Consider the following 20,705-nt stretch of genomic DNA (forward strand, 5'->3'; position numbering starts at 1 on the left):
CAGAAAAACTGTTTCATTATTCACCAAATAGCGCTTGCCAATACCGGGTTCTTTCTATAACATTTGCCGTCCTTAAAACTCGGTCATTTATCTTTAGTTCCTTGCTTCCTCTGGACGACCGGGCCACTCGTGGAAGCTAATAATCCGTAAGGAGCAACCAAATGCGTCATTACGAAATCGTATTCATGGTTCACCCTGATCAAAGCGAGCAAGTTGCTGGCATGATCGAGCGTTACACTGGTTCTATCACTGAAGCTGGCGGTACTATCCACCGTCTAGAAGACTGGGGTCGTCGTCAAATGGCTTACCCAATCAACAAGCTTCACAAAGCTCACTACGTTCTTATGAACGTTGAAGCTGGTCAAGAAGTGATTGACGAGCTAGAAACTGCTTTCCGTTTCAACGATGCAGTTCTACGTAACATGATCATGCGCACTAAAGGCGCTGTGACTGAGCAATCTATTATGCTTAAGCAAAAAGAAGAGCGTGCAGAGCGTGCTCCTCGTCGCGAAGAGCGTACAGAAGCTAAACCAGAAGCAGCTGCTGAGTAATTCTTTTTTGGCTTAACGCCTTAAAAAATTCTCAACTTGTTTTAGGTCATTGATAGTTATTTCGATAATTTTGAAAGACCGCTTTACTAAATTTAAGATCAGGAGATAGCCCATGGCTCGTTTCTTCCGTCGTCGTAAATTCTGCCGTTTCACTGCAGAAGGCGTACAAGAGATTGACTACAAAGACGTAGCAACTCTTAAAAACTACATCACTGAAGCTGGTAAAATCGTACCTAGCCGTATCACTGGTACAAGCGCTAAGTACCAGCGTCAACTAGCTCGCGCTATCAAGCGTTCTCGTTACCTAGCTCTACTACCGTACACTGACAAGCATCAGTAATCGGTAATAGTTAATAATAGTTTAAGAGGACTAAGATAATGCAAGTTATTCTACTTGATAAGATCGGTAACCTAGGTGGCCTTGGCGACCAAGTAAACGTTAAATCTGGTTACGCTCGTAACTTCCTTATCCCACAGGGTAAAGCAGTTATGGCAACTAAAGACAACGTTGCTATGTTCGAAACTCGTCGTGCTGAACTAGAAGCTAAAGTTGCTGAGCAACTAGCTGCTGCTGAAGCTCGTGCAGAGAGCGTTAACACTCTAGAAGGCGTTACAATCGCTTCTAAAGCTGGTGACGAAGGTAAACTATTCGGTTCTATCGGTACTCGTGACATCGCTGACGCTATTACAGCGGCAGGTGTTGCAGTAGCTAAGAGCGAAGTACGCCTACCTGAAGGCGCTCTACGTAACATCGGCGAATTCGAAGTAAGCATCCAACTTCACTCTGAAGTTTTTGCTACTGCGAAAATCGCTATCGTTGCAGCTGAGTAATTTCAGTACCAAGACGAATTCTTTCTTTTGAAAGTTTTAAACACCAGCTTCGGCTGGTGTTTTTTTATGTCTGGAATATAGGAAAGTACAAGGAAGGGCTACAGTAGGTAAAAAGCTTACGGTGATCCATAAGCTGTTATTGCTGAACAAGTTGTTCTCAAGGTTAGAGGTGGCCTAAGATTAGAACTGGAAGAGCAAGTTGATCGATAGAACAGAGTCTTGTTTGCTTAAGCCTTCAGGCACTTTATCGTGGTACTGGCGAGAGTGAGCGATCTTCAGCGCGATATTGTCAGTAATATCGTTGATGGCTTCTAACTCAGTATCAAACTTTAGGTTACTGTGACCAGAGACAAGCGTCACGTCTGCCTTGAGCTGCAAATTCTTCAACACCTGCCATGACGTATTCACGTTGCCACGGAAAATTGCCTCTTCAACAATCTCTGGGAAGATGATGTCATCATCATCAATCTCATCAAGGTTCGGTTCTTGGTAACGAAAACCTGGTCCCACTTCGACTTCCAACACAAACTCTTCGGTATTCGAAAACTGGTAACCCAAACCACTCGAAATTGTGTAGTCCTTAAAGTAAGCACTGTATCTCGAGTCGACTCCTTTGAAACTGCCGTAAAGGTAGGTTTTAGGGCTTAACTTGTAGTCACTCTGAGCTGAGTAAGTCGATTGCCTTTTATCTTCTTCGCCATCTTTGTAGAGGTTGTAGTATTTCCATTCACCACTGGTTCTATGACGGCCAGCCGTGTACTCACCGTTAAGGCGTGCGTTAAGCGCTCGTGAATCAGAGTTACCAGTATGCGACTGATATCCAAATTCGACTTCCGTTTTTAGCGGGCTCGGTAGTTCTGTATCACTTGTATCACTCGGTGCGATATCCATATCTTTTTCTTCAGGTGTCGGTGCAACGACGATCGGCTCAGAAGTAGGTTCTGAAACTACTATAGAGTCGAGGATTGCATCAACAGAGTCTTTAGCATCATCAGCTAAGGCCATCGGAGCGCTCAGGAGACCAGTGCTTAGAAGACCAGTGCTCAGAGCCAATAATTTGGACACGCATACCTCTAGTTATACAGTGAGTGAATGGCAGGATCGTAATGCTACCCTTGGTTAATTCCGTCAGCAATAGGTAAATTCTTCCTGAAGAATAAAACAAACTCATAGGATCGGATTACAAACGGATGTTCTTGGGTATAATGAACGATCATTATTAGTTATTGAGTGTAGTCATAGTGGATACCAAAAGTCAGAAATCAGCCAACGATCAGGTGGACGCCATCAAGGTCCCGCCACATTCATTAGAAGCTGAGCAATCTGTTATTGGCGGTTTGTTATTAGATAACGAACGCTGGGATACAGTTGCCGAAAAGGTTGTGGCCAAAGACTTTTATAGCCGTCCTCACCGTCTGATCTTTGAAGCGGTAAAGGATATCCTTGAAGAAAGTTCTCCTCTGGATCTTATTACACTCTCTGAACATTTAGAGCTGCGTGAGCAACTTGAAGAAGTGGGTGGCTTTGCTTACCTTGCTGACTTAGCGAAAAACACACCAAGTGCCGCAAACATCAATGCGTATGCGGATATCGTAGCGCAACGTGCACTTGTTCGTAGCCTGATTGGTGTCGCGAATGAGATTGCTGATTCTGGTTATGACCCTCAAGGTCGTACTTCGGAAGAGCTGGTTGATCTTGCTGAAAGTAAAGTCTTCGCGATTGCCGAAGGCCGTGCAAGTGAAAACGAAGGTCCACAAAACGTTGATAGCATTCTAGAGAAGACGCTAGAACGTATCGAGATCCTATACAAAACGCCGCAAGATGGTGTGACAGGTGTCGATACTGGCTTCAACGACCTCAACAAGAAAACAGCAGGTCTACAAGGCTCTGACTTAATTATTGTTGCTGCTCGTCCATCGATGGGTAAAACCACATTTGCGATGAACTTGTGTGAAAACGCGGCGATGAAGCAAGACAAACCGGTTTTAATCTTCTCGCTAGAGATGCCAGCCGAACAGCTGATGATGCGTATGCTTGCGTCACTTTCTCGCGTAGACCAAACCAAGATTCGTACTGGTCAGTTAGACGATGAAGATTGGGCTCGTATCTCGTCGAGTATGGGTATTCTGATGGATAAGAAGAATATGTATATCGATGACAGCTCGGGTCTAACGCCAACAGAAGTGCGTTCTCGTGCTCGACGTATCGCTCGTGAACACGATGGTATCTCTATGATCATGATAGATTACCTTCAATTAATGCGTGTACCTTCGTTATCTGATAACCGTACTCTTGAAATCGCCGAGATTTCTCGCTCATTGAAAGCGTTAGCAAAAGAGCTCAACGTTCCGGTTGTGGCACTTTCTCAGCTTAACCGTTCCCTAGAGCAACGTGCTGATAAGCGCCCAGTAAACTCGGATTTGCGTGAATCAGGTTCGATTGAGCAAGATGCCGATTTGATCATGTTCATCTATCGTGATGAGGTTTATAACCCAGATAGTTCCTTGAAAGGCATTGCTGAGATCATCCTTGGTAAGCAGCGTAACGGTCCGATCGGTTCGGTTCGTCTTACGTTCCAAGGCCAACACTCCCGATTTGATAACTATGCAGGCCCTGCATTTGATGATGAGTAATCGCTAATGACTTACATGAAAGCGGCGACGGCGAGCATTGACTTAAACGCGCTCGAACATAACCTGAACCAGATAAAGTCGAAGGCTCCTCAGTGCAAGGTCATGTCTGTGGTGAAAGCCAATGGCTACGGACACGGCTTACTGCATATCGCCAAGCATTCAAAAAGCTCTGATGCTTTTGGTGTGGCGCGTATTGAAGAAGCGCTACAACTTCGTGCTGGTGGCATTGTTAAACCTATTTTGTTGCTGGAAGGGTTTTACTCTTCGGGCGATTTACCAATCTTGGTGACCAATAACATTCAAACGGTGGTGCATTGTGAAGAGCAATTAAGCGCGCTGGAGAATGCGGATTTGGAAACCCCCGTTGTGGTATGGCTAAAAGTCGACAGTGGTATGCACCGATTAGGTGTTCGCCCTGAGCAATACCAGAACTTTGTTGAGCGTTTGCATCAATGTGCGAATGTTGCCAAACCTCTACGTTACATGAGCCACTTCGGTTGTGCTGATGAACTGGATAGAGCAACCACTGTTGAACAGACAGAGCTTTTCTTGTCTCTTACCGAAGGTTGTGAAGGGGAGCGTTCACTTGCTGCCTCTGCGGGTTTACTCGCTTGGCCAGACAGTCATCTTGATTGGGTTCGCCCCGGAATCATCTCTTATGGTGTCTCTCCGTTTGTTGATAAATCGGCGCAAGAGCTTGGCTTTTTGCCTGTGATGACCCTGACCTCACACCTGATAGCGGTTCGCGATGTGAAAGCCGGTGAAAGTGTGGGTTATGGCGGAAACTGGACCAGCGAACGTGATACCAAGGTTGGTGTTATCGCGATTGGTTATGGTGATGGTTATCCTCGTACTGCACCTAACGGCACTCCAGTGTTCGTTAACGGTCGAAAAGTACCAATCGCAGGGCGTGTGTCCATGGACATGCTAACAGTTGACCTTGGTCCTGATGCTACGGATAAAGTGAGTGACGAGGCGACGCTTTGGGGTAAAGACTTACCCTCAGAAGAAGTGGCTGAACATATCGGCACTATCGCTTACGAGTTAGTCACTAAGCTGACTTCGCGTGTTGCGATGGAATATGTGAAGTAATCATGGATCTTGATAAGTAAATTATGTTCAAGCGAACGACTCGAAGCTGGCTAATGTCTGCAATGACATTACTCGGTGTCAGCTTTTCTTCTTCCGCTGTGAGTGAAGAAAAAGATTCAGCCTTTGTTCCTTTCTACTTCAGCACCGAAACCATGGGTAACACCTTTGGGGTTGCGGGTGTCGCAAAGGGTGTTTGGCAACCTCAAGCCGCTCTGTTTGGTATGGCACTCTATTCAGACAAAGACAGTTACGTCGGTTTTCTATCGGCTTTTAACTATGCCTTGTCTGAGAACGTATTGTTTAGCACTCAGATGTATCAAGCGCGCTTCAACGACAACCCGTATTACATTGGTTCTCAAGGCGATAATGATTCATCTATCGATGACAAAACCATTGCTGATGGCTTAGAGCAAAACTATCAGTTTGAGTTTAAGTATTTGCTACCTTGGGGCAACGTTGCAGAACACGGTTTACTCGGTGCTTTTCAGCCAATCAAAGATGTGAGCTTTGCTTCGCCAATCGAATCGGGTGTCAGTTCGATTCTATTTACGCCTTTTTATACTGCTCGCGAGTTGGAAGGTTTAAATAATACCGAGGAGGCAACAGGCTTTAGTTTGGCGTTTGATTGGGAGAACCGTGATAGCACACGCAACCCGACCAGAGGTTCTCACACTAACCTTGAGTTCACCACTGGCGCAGAGAGTTGGTCTAACGATGACTTGTGGCTTAAGTGGACCTTCCAAAATAGCCAGTACTTTGCTTTAGGTCCTTTAGGGGACTTATTCGATCAACAAGTTTTAGCATTTGATTTCTATACCGCTGACACGCCAACGTGGGATAACTGCTCTGGGCAAGATTGTGCTCGCCCACCAGAAACGGAGCAAGCTCGATTGGGTGGCTTGTATCGTTTACGAGGTTATACCGGAGGTCGTTATCACGGTCGCTCTGCAGTTCATTATTCTGCTGAGTACCGAGTACTTCCTGACTGGCAACCACTTGGCGATATCCCACTGATAAACTACTACGATTTGCCTTGGTGGCAATGGGTAGCGTTTGCTGAATTAGGGCGCGTTGCCGATGAGTACGACATCAAAACACTGCACTCGGACATGAAATGGAGCTTAGGTGGCGCGGTGCGTTTCCAAGTGGAAGGTATTGTTGTACGTGCTGAGTTGGCGCGAGGTGGTGACGAAGGGGCCTTTAGGGTTATGATAAACCAGCCCTTCTAAACCTTTCGGCCTACAGTAGGCCAAATACTATCTTGATAAGAGTGGTCGTGGAAACACACCACTCTTTTTGTATTAAAAAGGCACTGTTTTTATTAATAAAATCTTGCTTTCAAATAGTCTACTCACCTTGAATAGTCGCAATCACTGTGCGGCTGCCACCACAATCACGGTGTTCACTCAAGTATATTCCCTGCCATGTTCCTAAAGCTAAACGACCATTGCTAATTGGTATTGTCACACTGGTGCCAAGTGTCGATGCTTTAATGTGGGCAGGCATGTCATCATCACCTTCATAGGTGTGTCTGTAGTAGGGCGCTCGCTCTGGGACAAACTTATTAAAGTGCGACTCCATATCGGTACGGACGGTAGGATCAGCGTTCTCGTTTAGCGTGAGGCTGGCAGAGGTATGTTGGATAAAAAGATGTAATAAACCAACAGATAGAGAATTGATATCGTGTATCTGTTGTTCAATTTCATCAGTAATGAGATGAAATCCACGCTTTCGTGCATTTAGGTGTATAGTCTTCTGAATCCACATACGCCATCCTTTATAATGTATTTGGAAAAAAAGTGGTTTAACGCTATCTTTTGAACTTGAATTTATCAGGTATCGCTCACACTTAATTATGTTAGAGCTAGAGTCTGTACCGATTCTTCTGTCAGGAAATCTAATCCTGATTTATCTCAAGGTACAGCTCTTCATATGCGGCATAATACGTCGTGAAAAAAAATTACAAAGAATCTTTCAGTGGTGATGCGGTCTGGTCATCATAGAAAAATATAAACTTTCGCCTAATCGGGGGTTCTATTCATCACCCAGGTGACGTTTAGAATAAAACCTACAGTAACATCGGGATAGATACCATGTTGAAAAATATCAACCCAACGCATACACAGGCGTGGAAAGCGCTAACGGCACATTTTGAGTCCGCTCAAGATATGGATATGAAAGAGCTATTTGCTCAAGATACAACGCGTTTCGAGCAATTTTCGACTCGTTTCGGCTCAGACATCTTAGTCGATTACTCTAAGAACCTTATCGATGCTGAAACCATGCAGCACCTATTTGCTTTGGCAAACGAGACTGAAGTTAAATCTGCAATCGAAGCCATGTTCAGCGGTGATGCAATCAACAAGACGGAAGGCCGTTCTGTTTTGCACACAGCGCTACGTAACCGCAGTGACAAGCCGGTCATCGTAGATGGCAAAGACGTGATGCCAGCCGTTAACGCTGTACTAGCAAAAATGGAACTGTTCACCCACCGCATCGTGTCGGGTGAGTGGAAAGGCTACACAGGCAAAGAGATCACGGATGTTGTTAACATCGGTATCGGCGGTTCGGACCTGGGTCCATACATGGTGACAGAAGCGCTAACGCCATACAAAACTCGTCTAAACATGCACTTCGTTTCTAACGTAGATGGCACTCACATCGTTGAGACACTTAAGCCTCTGAACCCAGAAACAACGCTATTCTTAGTCGCATCTAAAACATTCACCACTCAAGAAACAATGACTAACGCGCACTCTGCACGTGATTGGTTCTTGGCTGAAGCGGGTGATAACGCACATGTTGCTAAACACTTCGCAGCACTATCAACTAACGCAACTGCGGTCGCTGAGTTTGGTATTGATACCGACAACATGTTCGAATTTTGGGATTGGGTAGGCGGTCGTTACTCACTATGGTCTGCAATCGGTCTTTCTATTTCGCTTGCTATCGGTTTCGACAACTTCGTTGAGCTGCTTGATGGCGCACACGAGATGGATAACCACTTTGCATCGACTGAGTTTGAAAGCAACATTCCGGTGATCCTTGCGCTTATCGGTATTTGGTACAACAACTTCCACGGCGCTGAGACAGAAGCCATTCTGCCTTACGACCAGTACATGCACCGTTTCCCAGCTTACTTCCAGCAAGGCAACATGGAATCTAACGGTAAGTTCGTTGACCGTGAAGGCAATGCAGTTGAATACCAAACCGGTCCAATCATCTGGGGTGAACCGGGTACTAATGGTCAACACGCTTTCTACCAGTTGATTCACCAAGGTACTAAGCTGATCCCATCAGACTTTATTGCACCAGCAGTCAGCCACAACCCTGCCTCTGATCACCACCAGAAGCTAATGTCTAACTTCTTTGCTCAAACGGAAGCGTTGGCATTCGGTAAGAGTAAAGAGACAGTCGAAGCCGAATTCCTAGCGGCGGGCAAAACGGCACAAGAAGCGGCTGAACTGGCGCCTTTCAAAGTGTTTGAAGGCAACCGCCCAACCAACTCAATTCTTGTTAAGCAAATTACACCGCGCTCTTTGGGTAATCTCATCGCGATGTACGAGCACAAGATTTTCGTTCAAGGGGTTATCTGGAATATCTTCAGCTTTGACCAATGGGGTGTAGAGCTTGGTAAGCAACTCGCTAACCAAATCCTGCCAGAGCTTACTGACGATGCGCAAGTAACGTCTCATGACAGCTCAACCAACGGTCTTATCAATGCATTTAAAGCGCTGAAAGCTTAAGACTGTTTAAGTAACACCAAGTAATAACTGTAAACGCCAGCCTTTCGGTTGGCGTTTTTTATGTCCGTTGATTTTACGGCAATAAAAAAGGCTGACGTATGTACGTCAGCCTTTCGTTTTATATTTACTCGATTGTCTCTATTCGAAACAGATCTCGATGAAGGCATTACCCCATTGAGAGGTGAAAGGCATGATGATGATCGCACCTTCACACTTGTGACGAATGGTGTGACCTTTACCTGAAACCACGATAGGCGTGGCCATATCGAAGTCAAAGCCGCTTTCAGCCAGAATACGTTTGGCACCACCGGTGACCATGTTGGTGATTTCACCGACCATGTCGGTCACATCTTCATTCAAGCCATTTGGTCGCTCACCGAGCATGTTTTCCATAATTTCTAGGGCAAGAGCTTCATCAAAGGTGATCGACATTGAGCCACGAGATTGTGTGCCAACCATGCCGATCAGGCCTGATACATCACCACGAGCAATTTCGTCTTTTTTTACTCTTGGTTTTTGTGGCTTCAATTCAAGGGAAGCCATCGTTTTTAGAACGTTCATCAAAGATGCTAAAAACGGGTTTACAAATTCAGCGCGCATAATGTTCTTCTATAATCTTATTCTTTCGTCTCAGAGGAGCAAGCTTGGCAAATGCCATGTGACTCAATGACATGGTTCGTCAACTGAAAGCCATGCTTCTCGGCGTTACTCGCAAGTAGTGTCACCAGCGCATCGTCTTGTAGCTCTATCACAGTGCCACACTTATCGCAGATCAGTAGCTGAGAAAAATGTTTGTTGGCATTGCAAGAGCAGCAGCATATAAAGCTATTGGTTGACTCAACTCGGTGAATGAACCCTTGTGCTAATAAGAAATCCAAAGCACGATAAACGGTAGGAGGCTTAGCTTGCGGTTCACTGACCTTGAGTTGCTCTAACAATTCATAAGCACTGGAGGCTTTTTTGTTAGAGAGGATGAGTTCAAACACACGCTTTCTCTGCGGGGTGAGTCTCACGCCTCGCGATGCGCATATGCCTTCAACTTGCTCTATTAATGTGTGATCCAAATTTTTCACCATTCAATCGGATATCCCTATTCAAACGCTATGTCTTAGAGACTTGGTCTTGGGAACCGTTGATTCTATTAAAGTCAGTACTGGGCGTATTGTGACCCACGACTTTGAATAAGACAAGGTAACTCAAAATGACAGTGTGACTCAAGGCATAACTAAATAGATAACTATCAATTAGAGTTTGAGTGAATGGGTTTAAGCAGAAAGTGTGAGGTAACGTTGATAGAGCACGTTGTTAGAACACTAACCGCGCATAGCGATAAACAAAGCCTTGTTGGGGCCTTCGAGCGTTTTGTTGTAGGGAATAAAGAGTAAAAGCGTTTCTGTTCTCCTGAGCTAAATGGCTTGTGAGCTTTGAAGTTCACCTGTTGATAATGTAACTGAATATTATTGCTGTCCCATTTAAGTTCAAGTTGTGTTAGATTTTATCGGTTTATATTATTGCTTTATAAGGGAATTTTCTGGTATGCATTGTCATGGATGTAGCGCTGAACGGTATTTTAAAGATCAATATTGTCCACATTGTGGGCATCACCATCAAGAAAGCATGAAAATCCTTCAGTGTGATGAGGTGAACAGTGATTTCGTTAATCTAAAGGAAGACTTGCCTAGCTCTGAGGTGTTTACAGGGTTTGTGGTTGATACGCTTAGATATAAGCGGGAAAAACGAACTCAGAAAGAAATCACTGAAATAGGCTTGTGGTGGATAACATTAGACAATGGTGTCGAGCAGAAACAGGTCAGCATTTACTCAGAAGATGCAATACATGACAACATCAACCGAGGTGATGTCATTACGGTATTTCGCTCTAGTGCTTGGGTTAGTACATACGACGTACAAAAAGGTAGTGCACAGACGGAAGTGACTAATGATCACCTTGCTCCAGCTCTTGTTGCGCACGGAGAGCAAGGGCAGCAGTACAGTGAATGCCCATACAGCCCCCCTTCGCCTAAAGTCGGTTTTGTTGAATCGATGATTGATGGCTTATTTGGCAGTGCCGTTCTTGTCGGGATTGGTTGGGGAGTGGCGACCTATTTTGACTTTTCGGTGATGTGGCAAGTTTGGGCTGCTATTGCCGCTCTTATTTGTTTTTATCATGCTTTTTCTAGTGTGCGTCACGATGCGAAACGCCATCAGAGTGAGATGTCATTTTATCGTCATGAGGTTGATTATTTTGATCGAATTTTGCAATGTGACCGAGTTCAGCTGAACGCCACCAATTTACGACGTCCTCATCATCCTGACGATCATTTCTGTGACCAATGTCAGTCCCGCCACAACGCGGGTCTCATTTACTGTCCACAATGTGGTAGCGCCACCAGAGTGGAGCATATCGAAGCAAGTGACTCTTCCAATCTCAGTTTAGAAGCCCCCCTCTCTGAACATGTTGTGATAACACCGAAAGCATCGCCTTCTGGTCAGGTAAAAGATCTAGTGGAACAACATGTCTCACCTCACTTAGTTGTTGAGAATCAAGACTATACTCATGAGTTTGGTGTCGGCCCTAAAAAACAAGGTCAACTAAAAGGTGATTACTACATTGGTATCGTTGTGGTTCGTGAGCTTGAATCGAATGTAAAAGAGTGGGTCGATCGACAGTATGAGACAACAACGTATACCAATGCGTATGGGAAAAGCTACAAAGAAAGTCGGCTTGTATCTGAAACACAACATCGCCGTTCAGAGATCAATGGTTTCCTGCTTTTAAGAAATTCAGATGGTGAGGAGTTCCCTTACGTACCGACTCAAAACCAATTGAGTGAAACCGATGTGGGTGACGTTGTGCTAATAGGGATAACTCAAGTCGACCTTGGAAAGGAGCAAAAAGAATTCCAACAGCTTTATTACAATCTAACTAAAGATCGCATTTGGGATAACGAATGTATTAGTCGTTACTCTCGTACTGGTATTACGGCAGGTCTATCCATTTGGTCATTATTAGCTGCTGGTGGAATTGCATTAAGCAGTTTGCCAGGGGCTGTTGTCGCAGCTCCTGTGGTATTTAGTTTGTTCCTATGGGGACGAGGGTATGAAGCGCAAAAAGCCAACCAAGAGCAGCGTCAAAGGTTTGTTGATAATGTGAAAAATGTCCGCTTCAAAGCCATCGAGCAGAAAGACCAGTGGCTTGGTTGGCTAAGTTAGTTAATTAGTTTAGTTAGTTCTCACTTCCATTCAGACGCATAAAGAGAAGCCTTGTCTTCTCTTTATGCGTCGATATCTTTCTTTCACTCGGTCTCTTGGATTCCTGCAATGACATGCAATGTTCTGAAAACATGCAGAGCCCTTAGCACCGATGCATTTATATTTAATTAAGGAGCGATATACCATGCTTCGCTTGTCTCAAATTAGTCACGGAGCGATAGTCGTTAGCCTTATTGCTCTTATTCAGGGATGTTCATCTACCGATAAAGTGACATCAGCACAATCGCAACCAACCTTGGAGCGAGGGCTTGGATTACCTGCAGATGCAAAACTAATCTCGAATCATAACTCGGCAGAGGGGCGAGAAATGTTTCGTGATATGCAGTTGGCGTTAAAATCGCGCAATCTTTATCAAACCATGGGAGGGGATATCTCTTACATCAAAGGACAGTGCCCTATTGATGTTATCGCCCACCGTGGCAGCTCTAATTATGCTGAAAACTCTCGTAATGCGATTCAAATGGCGGCGGTAAGTGGTTTTGATGGAGCAGAAATTGATGTGATGCTGACGCGTGATAAAGATTGGGTTGTACATCACGACATAGAAACAGGAAGAGCAACCGCTCGTAGCGATGGTAAGCGATATCGCGTGAGTCGTATGAAGAGTAGTGAGTGGAACTCTCTGAGTGGAAGGAGCCCTGACGGAACATTAGATGGGTATCGTCCCGCTTATTTCAATGAAGCCGTGAATGATTGGTACCATTACGCAACGATTGAACAACCCCTTAATATTGAAATAAAAACATCAGATGGCTCCATGGAAGATTTGTTTAAACTCGACGAAATGGCCAGACAAAGTCTCCCCTATAGAAACTATTTTTATTCATCAATGGATATGGACGTTCTGAAAAAAATGCGGGAAATCAATCCAAGTGTTTATCTTGGGTATGTGTGGGAAGCGCATTCAACGTCGGTTGCTAAATTTAAAAAAGATGCAAAGCGAGGGATGAAATCTGATGATTATTATCAGGAAAATAAAAAGAATATCGATCGCGCCTTTGCTATGGAGGGGCGTTATCGTAAGCATAAGCCCAAACATTCCGCTAAAACGGTAAAACGAATACTTGGTCCCAATAGTGGATTACATGTTGATATAAGAAGTTACCGACAATACGCGACAATTTATAGCCGTGCGAAAGCGCAAGGCATGAAGGTGGTGACTTATACGATTAACGGAACGGATTACCACCAAGAGCAATTGGTCTCGTTAGCTAAGGCAGGTCGACCTCTGCCAGATGAGGCGATCATGGATACCAGTAAGTTCTCTATTTGTCAGCAGCTTGCTCCACAGCTTGTCGTTCAATCAAATGGCTACCAACCCACAACGTTAGCAGGCGAAACCGTTGCTGGCCTACCCAATGACGCTGATTTTCACCGACTCTATGAACAAATAGATTACCTCAAAGATGGCCATTACATCACTAACCGAGGTCTCATTAGGAGTGTGTCATATTCCAAGCCTGCTAGCGTGAAAGGTGTGAAAAAAAGAACGCAAACAACGCAGAGCGCGAAGCCAGCAGTGCTGTTTGATATTCAAGATGAAGATTTAAATTTAAGTAACGATGCGATCAGCATTTCGATGCCGACAGAAAAATGATGTTTGATGAGAACAGGGATAGACAAATTATGGAAGCGTTAAGATGAAACCAGTTCCTAGCCAGGACGTAATAACCACAAATAATAAGAAGCCGAAATGGTTGGCTGTTTTGTTGTTTTTTTGTTCACTTCTTTATCTTTTTCCTGAAGTCGCTTTCAACGCCAAGTTGGTTGAAATTGCGGGTGGAATCGATGTTAGTGATGCTCAATTACATAAAACGGAGCTATTTGGCCGAACCATCTCAGGGATCGGGGTGACTTTAATTGTTGCGGATTTTCTACTTAAAGGATGGCTGACCACGACGAAGTTTCGCGCTATTTCATCGTTGGTCGTGATTACAGCTTTGGTTTGGCCAACGGTTTTTTTTGGTCAAAAGGCGGTAATAGATAAATGGTTGATTGAACCGAGTAGTGCAAAGCAGAGACAGGAGGCTTTCTTTTCCTCTGTACTGCGATCTAGTTTAGCGATGAATGCGATTAATATCGAAGGGATCCCTTATAACTCAGAGGCGAGTACCGAGTCGTCAGAAATGACTTTTCTCGCTTTGATCGGTGGGTTGGTTTACAGCAATGATGCATTCTTAAGTCATATTGATGATAAGAAAGTTCAAATTTTGGATCGTTATATTCAAAATCGAGCAAACGCCAATTTCGATGAGCACTATGCGAACTATAAAGTATTACGGAGTGAAGTTCAGCAATCGTGGCATCAATATCAAAAACATGTTGGGGCGTATAATCAGACGGTAGAGTCTCGCCATCAAAAGGCCAATCAAGCGTGGGAAGAGGTCGAGTCGACCGTCGCGACGGGGTATCGTGATTATCAACAGGCGAGTAAGGCCTATTTAACGAGAGCAGAGGCGAGAGCACAAAGAGTTGCACAACCTATTTTTGACCTATTTGATGATAAAGAACGCTGTTATAAACGCAAAGGAAGCTCAAGAGCCAATTGTATCAGCCGCATTGAAGATCGCTATGAACGCTTATTAAAAGATAACTCGATTCCCCACCAACCGATGGATTATTGGTTAGAGAAAACCTTTCGACGAACGAAAGGTGAAACATCTTGGGGGGAAGCATTCGGTTCTCTAGGCTTATCAGTTATCCAAGCCGGTATTGAGCAAGCGACAGGGCAAGCTGGAGAAGCCATTCAAGATAAAACGTATACCAATAGTGTCGCTCATTACACACCACGAATACTGGCAGTGTGGCAAAAACAGTTCTTAAAAGAGACCGGTTATCCTATGGGAATCGACTCTATGTCGGAGTTTCGCTCCCACTCTACAACAGCAAGTAAGGTTCGTACTCAAGTTCATCGAAAGGGGATCCATTTAGACTCCAATTGGCAAATAAACCAAATTAGCGTGTTTAAAAATGCAGTCAGAAACAAAGTTATGAAGGACACCAAAGCTCGTTGGCATGCCGAGGCAAAGCAGCGGGGTTACGACATTGAACCGAACTTATCTTGGAATGATTTTCAAAAAGTAGCCGAAGTTCAGCAACAAATAAAGAATCGTATGGGCGAACGTTATTACGTCGAGCCCATGATGGCGACGTGGAATAATAAGCAATTTTACCAACAGGTTATTGTTCCAAATGTGAGGCGTGAGAGAGATTATTGGCTAGGTTATATTGAGGCGTCACGCGCTCAGTTTGCTGATGATGGCCCTTATGCTGAACAAGGCAAAGCGGCATTGCGTTCTATCATTGTGCCGCCAATATCAATGGGACTATCGCTATTTCTCGTTGTCCTAACGGTGTTTAAGCTGCCAGGAAAATTTATCGTGTTGATGAATTACCATAAACCACGGCCAGCACCGAACTTGAAGAGCAAGGCTCTGAATATAGGCAGCTCGTTTATCGTCATATTCGTTATTCTTGTTGTGCCTGTGAATGTATTTTCATCCAAGTACACTCAAACGGACTCAACGATTGGCTTTTTCTTAGAGCAAGTCAGTGACACACTATCTCCGTCGGCTTCTTATGCCGTTCGTTGGGTGATACATACTCAACCGTTGATTCATCCACTTGGCGCTCAAATAGACAAAAGTATGCGTATTACTGATGGGTTTTCTACCTCTTTGGAGCATTCGGTAGCGGAGTTGGATGGTGTTTTTGCTCGTTATTTAACTCAGCGTGCTGAGAGCGAACCGGTGAGTTCAGCTAAAAACAATAATGAAGCCCAAACGGAGTTTCCTATGTACATCAATTCAAATGCACAGAACCAACCGGGTTTTAAGGTTCGAATAATGAATATTAAGCCTAGGTACCAAGCCGGTATGCGATTGCCAGAGGGTAATTATGATGTTGAGGTCCGTGCCAATGGATACCAACCAAAGCGTTTATGGGTAAAGCACAGTAAAGGAAAAGCCTCTCACCGAATCGAACTTGAAAAGTTGGTTATTTAAGTCCGCGTCATAGAAAGTGAACAGAAGAAAATGATCTGCTCCTTCCACTAAAAAGGGTTTAGCGTTACTTGGCGCGGGAGCTGCTTTGGTAGCTGGTCATCCTGAACTGATCACCGCGAGCATATCGGCAGACGGTGTTCAATTCGGTGGCATTATTGGCGCAAGTGCTCCAATAGTATTTGGCCTATGGGAAACCCTACGCAACGAGTTCAAGTAAATGGCGGAGTATCAAACACTTATCATCGCAGTTGTCAGCGCTTTATCTAGCGGGGTAGGTGTAGGCATTACACTCAAAACAGATGTTAAGTGGCTGCGCTTGATGATGGAAAATATGGACGAGCGTTTGAGTCGATTGGAAAACAAAAGCCCTCTCTAGGGAGGGCAAAAAAGATCTAAGGACTAGTCCTTTTTCTTTAGTTTCTGTAATTCGTCATGAAAAAATACAGTCGATACCAGATCGCTTAACGCTTCAACTAATTCGCTTTGGTTGTAGCAGAAACGCTCTGATTTCTTATGGGTGATGGTTATAGGATACCCACTATCTGGTTCTATCGTTTTAAACAAAGTGCCAGTTTTAAGCTCTCGGTTTTCGGTAGATAGTGATACTAGTTTATACCCCGTTTTCTTTCGGTTGCTTAGCCCTAAGTTACTCATAGACAATGTGGCAGCAGTTATTCCAGCGGCCATTGAAGCATACTTAGCACCAGGTCCACCTCCATCAGACTCGTATTCATCACCCTCATAAAAATGGACATCAAAGCCTAGAAAGTCACTTATGTTTGCAGCTAGTTCAATATATACATCAGAAACTTGTTTTTTATATTCAATTGCCTGCTTTCGGGCTTGTGCGCCTTCAAGTAACTTGTCATTGAAATTAAACATTATTTACCTCTGGTTTAGTAATTTCACAGATAACGGGTAAATGATCGTGTATGGAGCCGTTATCTAAAATATTCGTTAAGTATTGGCCGTTGTCAATAACACCAGTTTCACTTTCTTGCAGATGCCATTTCGTGCTACCTAAGAAACCACCAGATACCATAATTTGATCAAACATATGCCAATTTGATTGCGAAGCACTTACATAGTAGTGAGAACCAGAGTGGAACTTATTTTGTTTTCCTGATAGGTGGTTGTAGTTCGATTTAGAAACGAGCTTTCGCCAAAATGGATTGTAAAAAATCTCCATTGGATATTTTCTGGTTGCATCATGACATCGAAGTGCACAAAGGTTGTTCTGTATACTTACGTCATATGGATTGTCATTGAAGTCACCCATTATTATCGCTAGTTTACCATTGCTCATTTCTTCCGAAGAATCCAAATAGAGAATGTCGGCAGCTCTTAGTCGTTTGGCTTCTCCATCTCCTCTTAGCCTGCTTGGCCAATGGCAGAGGTATAGTACAAATTCATCACCGTCTTTCAACTCGATTACTTTTATCTTTTGAGCTGCTTTTATGGTTCGCCCTTGTATTTTGCTAGTCAAATCTTTTAAATGACTGACATTTATCTTTTTTGAGTCGTAAATGATCGCAGTATCAAAGCGTGTACGACCAGTTTTAAAAGTAAGGTCTAAGATCTTGTATGGGGATGACAATCTTTGTGCTATCTCTTTAACATCAGAGCAGCTTACTTCGCATATAGCTAATAGTGATGCACGATGAACAGTAAATAGCGCTAAAAGTTCGGTTGTTAAATTATCAAAATCCACCATGTCAGATTTACTTGCGGCCGCAGGTGATATACCAATGTTCCACCAAGCAAATCTTAAATTGTAGAGGCGAATTAGGTCGCTATTTTGCATAATATGAAAGTACATGATGTGAAAGTCAGATGGCTTTTGATTATACATGGCAATCTTACTAATACGTCAAATGCTTAGTTGAAACTAGTTCTTTCTATGCAACTTATGTGGAAATAATTGTGTATACACCTGCCACAAGATGTTCAAGTTTCGGTGACCAGTTACTTGGGCTACTTCTTCAATTGAGTAGCCCTTTTCAAACAACCGACTCGCCCCTTCCCTTCTCAAGTCGTGGTACCTCAAATCTTCAATACCTAACTCATTTCTTACTCGCTGAAAGCCTGCGCTAACACTTCGTGAGTTGTACGGGAAAATAAGCTCACCTTTGTTAGGCTGTTTCAGTGCGATCTCAAATGACTCACCAAGTAGCGGGACAATCATGTGATTACCTTCTTTCTTTCTTGGGTCTTTTCTATCTCTAACGAGCATCGTCTTATGCTCTTGGTTTAGGTCTTCCCAACGCAGCTTGCAGACTTCACCTATTCGCATACAAGTAAGAATGCTGAACTCAAGAATGTCGGTGAATGGGATTCGAGTTGTGCCGTTTGGCCGGAAAGATTCACGTTGTTCTAATCCAAGCTTTAAGAGTTTTAGTTCTTCAGACGTTGGGCGACGTGTTCGTTTCTGACTCTTGCCGACTAATCCCATATCAATCAGGACGGGTACGGCCTCATCAAATATCTGGTGATTGGTGTCGATGTTGAAGACAGGCTTAGACTTTTTCATTACAGAACGTAGGTAAGCAACATCATGATAAATCGTTGCGGGTTTGGCTCCTGCGCCTTTTCTATTTTTACAGTGCTCGATTAAGTCGCTAGTTCGTAGCTGATTACTCTCAATTTGGGCTATGTCGCAATCCCTAAGCATTTTAATAACGTAGCGTTTTGTTCGGCCTGTATTGTCCCAGAGATCACGCTCAGCCATGAATAAATCGAGGAGTACCAAAAGGGGGACTGTTTTTGGCTGATTGAGTACCCCTTGAGCTTCTAGTTCAGCTACCCTTTTTTACCGAAAACTTTAGCGAGTGCTTTCTTTTTTAGAGTTTTGCTTTCCCTGTGTATAATGCGCGAATTCTTTTTAACGATGATTGTTACCTTGAACCTTGGTTCACCGCTTTTTAGCTTTCTGGTCTCGATGGTATAACTTGCCATTGTCCAACTCCTAAAGGGGTACTTGAGGGGTACTACAGGAAGTAATTCCGTTTAATTCTAGGTAATTCACTGTATGTTTGTACAGTATTAATTGAGACTGAATCATGACAAACACTAATAAAACCAGTAAATACGCTAGTAACCGACTTTCTGTTGCACCCATGCTCGATTGGACTGACCGCCACTGTCGTTACTTTCACCGTTTGCTTTCTCAGCAGACTCTTCTGTACACGGAAATGGTAACAACGGGCGCGATCTTACATGGTAAGGGCGACTTCCTAGAATATAACGAGCAAGAACATCCTCTTGCACTTCAACTCGGTGGTTCAAACCCGGTTGATCTTGCTGCTTGTGCCAAGCTTGCTGGTGAACGCGGTTATGATGAAGTGAATCTTAACGTAGGTTGCCCTTCAGACCGAGTTCAGAATGGTCGATTTGGTGCATGCTTGATGGCTGAGCCCGAGTTGGTGGCAGATTGTGTTTCAGCGATGAAAGAAGTCACTGATATTCCAATTACCGTGAAAACGCGTATCGGTATCGATGACCAAGACTCTTATGAGTTTCTAACTAAGTTTGTTTCGACGGTTTCTGAAAAAGGTGGCTGTGAGCAATTTACTATTCACGCGCGTAAAGCGTGGTTGAGTGGCCTTAGCCCGAAAGAGAACCGTGAGATCCCACCGCTAGATTACGATCGTGCATACCAAATCAAGAAAGATTTCTCTGATCTGGTGATTGCCGTGAATGGTGGCATTACGACTCTTGAGCAAACTAAGGAGCACTTGCAACACCTTGATGGTGTGATGATTGGTCGTGAGGCTTACCATAGCCCATTTATTTTGGCTGAAGTTGATCAACAGATCTTTGGTTTAGACACACCAATTAAGAAGCGCTCACAGGTTGTCGAAGAGATGTACCCGTACATCGAGCGTGAACTTTCAAATGGCGCAAGTTTAGGTCACATCTCTCGTCACATGCTTGGTTTGTTTCAAAGCATGCCTGGTGCAAGACAATGGCGTCGCTACATCAGTGAAAACGCACATAAGAAAGGTGCAGGTATTGAAGTGATGCAAACAGCATTGGCTAAGATCCCTAAAGAGCTAAATGTTTAAGCTCCCTCTAAGTTAAAAACTTAAGGTTAAATTCGCCACTAGAGGCTAAATTTACCACTGTAAGTTTCTGAAAAGCCACGCATGAAGATGTGTGGCTTTTTATTTATCTGATAAATAAGGGTTTTATTGGTTTGGCACACTTGGTATGGAAGCTGCAATGTTAGAAAGTAGGAAAGATAGGTCATTAACTCATTAGGGAGACCATTATGTTTGAATTAATCTTTGTTCTTATTTTCGTTGCGACTCTACTTGTCACTGGTATCACGTTTATGACGGTATTGGCTGCAACCGGAGTAGCGTTATTAGTCATGTTGGTCTTAGGTATGATGGGCGTCGTGTTTAAGTTACTGCCTTGGTTGATCGTGATTGCAATCGGTGTGTGGTTTTTCAAAAATTTTGTACACAGTTCTAACCAGAGACGTTACTAAGGTCATCGTGCCGTCAAATCTTTACTCGTCAGCGGTTTATCGTTTTGGAATTTAAGATGTGTGGTAGAATTTTCCCCAATAAT

General features: G+C 43.9%; 20 protein-coding genes and 1 pseudogene. 14 read left to right on the top strand and 7 right to left on the bottom strand.

The window, feature by feature from the left end; translation table 11 throughout:
- Positions 1 to 161: 161 nt before the first annotated feature.
- The 3 genes from rpsF (at position 162) to rplI (ending at position 1,382) form a co-directional block, all read left to right on the top strand.
- A complete protein-coding gene (gene rpsF, locus AB4263_RS19930; protein ID WP_004741278.1) occupies positions 162 to 551 on the top strand; it encodes a 30S ribosomal protein S6 in 390 nt (129 codons plus the stop codon).
- Between the two features lie 112 nt (positions 552 to 663).
- Positions 664 to 891 (top strand): 30S ribosomal protein S18, encoded by a 228-nt coding sequence (gene rpsR, locus AB4263_RS19935; protein ID WP_000090472.1) that lies wholly within the window; start codon positions 664 to 666, stop codon positions 889 to 891.
- Positions 892 to 929: 38 nt separating this feature from the next.
- Positions 930 to 1,382: a 50S ribosomal protein L9 gene (gene rplI / locus AB4263_RS19940; RefSeq protein WP_010434182.1), complete on the top strand. Its 453-nt coding sequence runs from the start codon at positions 930 to 932 to the stop codon at positions 1,380 to 1,382.
- Between the two features lie 180 nt (positions 1,383 to 1,562).
- Here rplI and AB4263_RS19945 read toward each other — a convergent pair whose 3' ends face one another.
- Positions 1,563 to 2,447 (bottom strand): DUF481 domain-containing protein, encoded by an 885-nt coding sequence (locus AB4263_RS19945; protein WP_017071573.1) that lies wholly within the window; start codon positions 2,445 to 2,447, stop codon positions 1,563 to 1,565.
- Positions 2,448 to 2,623: 176 nt separating this feature from the next.
- Here AB4263_RS19945 and AB4263_RS19950 point away from each other — a divergent pair, with 176 nt between their 5' ends.
- Genes AB4263_RS19950 through AB4263_RS19960 form a run of 3 tightly spaced genes read left to right on the top strand, consistent with a single transcriptional unit; the run spans position 2,624 to position 6,336 of the window.
- Entirely contained in the window at positions 2,624 to 4,015 is a 1,392-nt protein-coding gene (locus AB4263_RS19950) for a replicative DNA helicase (RefSeq protein WP_016767560.1), read from the top strand.
- Between the two features lie 6 nt (positions 4,016 to 4,021).
- Entirely contained in the window at positions 4,022 to 5,107 is a 1,086-nt protein-coding gene (gene alr / locus AB4263_RS19955; protein WP_017059936.1) for an alanine racemase, read from the top strand.
- Positions 5,108 to 5,130: 23 nt separating this feature from the next.
- Positions 5,131 to 6,336, top strand: a complete 1,206-nt coding sequence (locus AB4263_RS19960) for a BamA/TamA family outer membrane protein (RefSeq protein WP_372098764.1) — start codon at positions 5,131 to 5,133, stop codon at positions 6,334 to 6,336.
- A gap of 118 nt (positions 6,337 to 6,454) precedes the next feature.
- Here the strand turns inward: AB4263_RS19960 and AB4263_RS19965 are convergent, their stop codons facing one another.
- Positions 6,455 to 6,874, bottom strand: coding sequence for a secondary thiamine-phosphate synthase enzyme YjbQ (locus tag AB4263_RS19965; RefSeq protein ID WP_372098765.1), 420 nt, complete (start codon positions 6,872 to 6,874; stop codon positions 6,455 to 6,457).
- Positions 6,875 to 7,200: 326 nt separating this feature from the next.
- Between AB4263_RS19965 and pgi the strand changes: the two genes are divergently transcribed.
- Entirely contained in the window at positions 7,201 to 8,853 is a 1,653-nt protein-coding gene (gene pgi, locus AB4263_RS19970; protein ID WP_372098766.1) for a glucose-6-phosphate isomerase, read from the top strand.
- Positions 8,854 to 8,991: 138 nt separating this feature from the next.
- On the opposite strand, the gene AB4263_RS19975 is transcribed toward pgi, so the two are convergent.
- Positions 8,992 to 9,453 (bottom strand): chemotaxis protein CheX, encoded by a 462-nt coding sequence (locus tag AB4263_RS19975; RefSeq protein ID WP_136979327.1) that lies wholly within the window; start codon positions 9,451 to 9,453, stop codon positions 8,992 to 8,994.
- A gap of 17 nt (positions 9,454 to 9,470) precedes the next feature.
- On the bottom strand, positions 9,471 to 9,929 hold the full coding sequence (zur, locus tag AB4263_RS19980; protein ID WP_136979325.1) for a zinc uptake transcriptional repressor Zur: 459 nt from the start codon (positions 9,927 to 9,929) through the stop codon (positions 9,471 to 9,473).
- A 541-nt stretch (positions 9,930 to 10,470) separates the two neighbouring features.
- On the opposite strand from zur, the gene AB4263_RS19985 reads away from it, so the two are divergent.
- The 5 genes from AB4263_RS19985 to AB4263_RS20005 all read left to right on the top strand — a co-directional run bounded on the left by AB4263_RS19985 (position 10,471) and on the right by AB4263_RS20005 (position 16,506).
- Positions 10,471 to 12,066 (top strand): hypothetical protein, encoded by a 1,596-nt coding sequence (locus tag AB4263_RS19985; protein WP_136979323.1) that lies wholly within the window; start codon positions 10,471 to 10,473, stop codon positions 12,064 to 12,066.
- Between the two features lie 184 nt (positions 12,067 to 12,250).
- Complete coding sequence (locus AB4263_RS19990; protein ID WP_372098767.1) at positions 12,251 to 13,723, top strand: glycerophosphodiester phosphodiesterase; 1,473 nt, start codon at positions 12,251 to 12,253, stop codon at positions 13,721 to 13,723.
- 43 nt (positions 13,724 to 13,766) lie between these two features.
- A complete protein-coding gene (locus tag AB4263_RS19995; protein WP_017059945.1) occupies positions 13,767 to 16,130 on the top strand; it encodes a hypothetical protein in 2,364 nt (787 codons plus the stop codon).
- 85 nt (positions 16,131 to 16,215) lie between these two features.
- Entirely contained in the window at positions 16,216 to 16,347 is a 132-nt protein-coding gene (locus AB4263_RS20000; RefSeq protein ID WP_372098768.1) for a hypothetical protein, read from the top strand.
- Positions 16,348 to 16,506 carry a hypothetical protein gene (locus AB4263_RS20005; protein WP_372098769.1) on the top strand — a complete coding sequence of 53 codons (159 nt, stop codon included), beginning with the start codon at positions 16,348 to 16,350 and terminating at the stop codon, positions 16,504 to 16,506.
- Positions 16,507 to 16,529: 23 nt separating this feature from the next.
- Here the strand turns inward: AB4263_RS20005 and AB4263_RS20010 are convergent, their stop codons facing one another.
- The 3 genes and pseudogenes from AB4263_RS20010 to AB4263_RS20020 all read right to left on the bottom strand — a co-directional run bounded on the left by AB4263_RS20010 (position 16,530) and on the right by AB4263_RS20020 (position 19,085).
- Positions 16,530 to 17,012 (bottom strand): hypothetical protein, encoded by a 483-nt coding sequence (locus AB4263_RS20010; protein WP_371722245.1) that lies wholly within the window; start codon positions 17,010 to 17,012, stop codon positions 16,530 to 16,532.
- Complete coding sequence (locus AB4263_RS20015; RefSeq protein ID WP_371722244.1) at positions 17,005 to 17,982, bottom strand: endonuclease/exonuclease/phosphatase; 978 nt, start codon at positions 17,980 to 17,982, stop codon at positions 17,005 to 17,007. The genes AB4263_RS20010 and AB4263_RS20015 overlap by 8 nt, the downstream gene beginning before the upstream one ends.
- 36 nt (positions 17,983 to 18,018) lie before the next feature.
- A pseudogene (locus tag AB4263_RS20020) lies at positions 18,019 to 19,085 on the bottom strand (tyrosine-type recombinase/integrase).
- A 104-nt stretch (positions 19,086 to 19,189) separates the two neighbouring features.
- Between AB4263_RS20020 and dusA the strand changes: the two are divergent.
- Positions 19,190 to 20,194 carry a tRNA dihydrouridine(20/20a) synthase DusA gene (dusA, locus tag AB4263_RS20025; protein ID WP_019822275.1) on the top strand — a complete coding sequence of 335 codons (1,005 nt, stop codon included), beginning with the start codon at positions 19,190 to 19,192 and terminating at the stop codon, positions 20,192 to 20,194.
- 206 nt (positions 20,195 to 20,400) lie between these two features.
- On the top strand, positions 20,401 to 20,622 hold the full coding sequence (pspG, locus tag AB4263_RS20030) for an envelope stress response protein PspG (protein WP_017059950.1): 222 nt from the start codon (positions 20,401 to 20,403) through the stop codon (positions 20,620 to 20,622).
- Positions 20,623 to 20,705: the final 83 nt, after the last annotated feature.

The sequence above is a fragment of the Vibrio sp. 10N.261.55.C5 genome, from assembly GCF_041470505.1.
Taxonomy (GTDB): Bacteria; Pseudomonadota; Gammaproteobacteria; order Enterobacterales; family Vibrionaceae; genus Vibrio; species Vibrio crassostreae_C.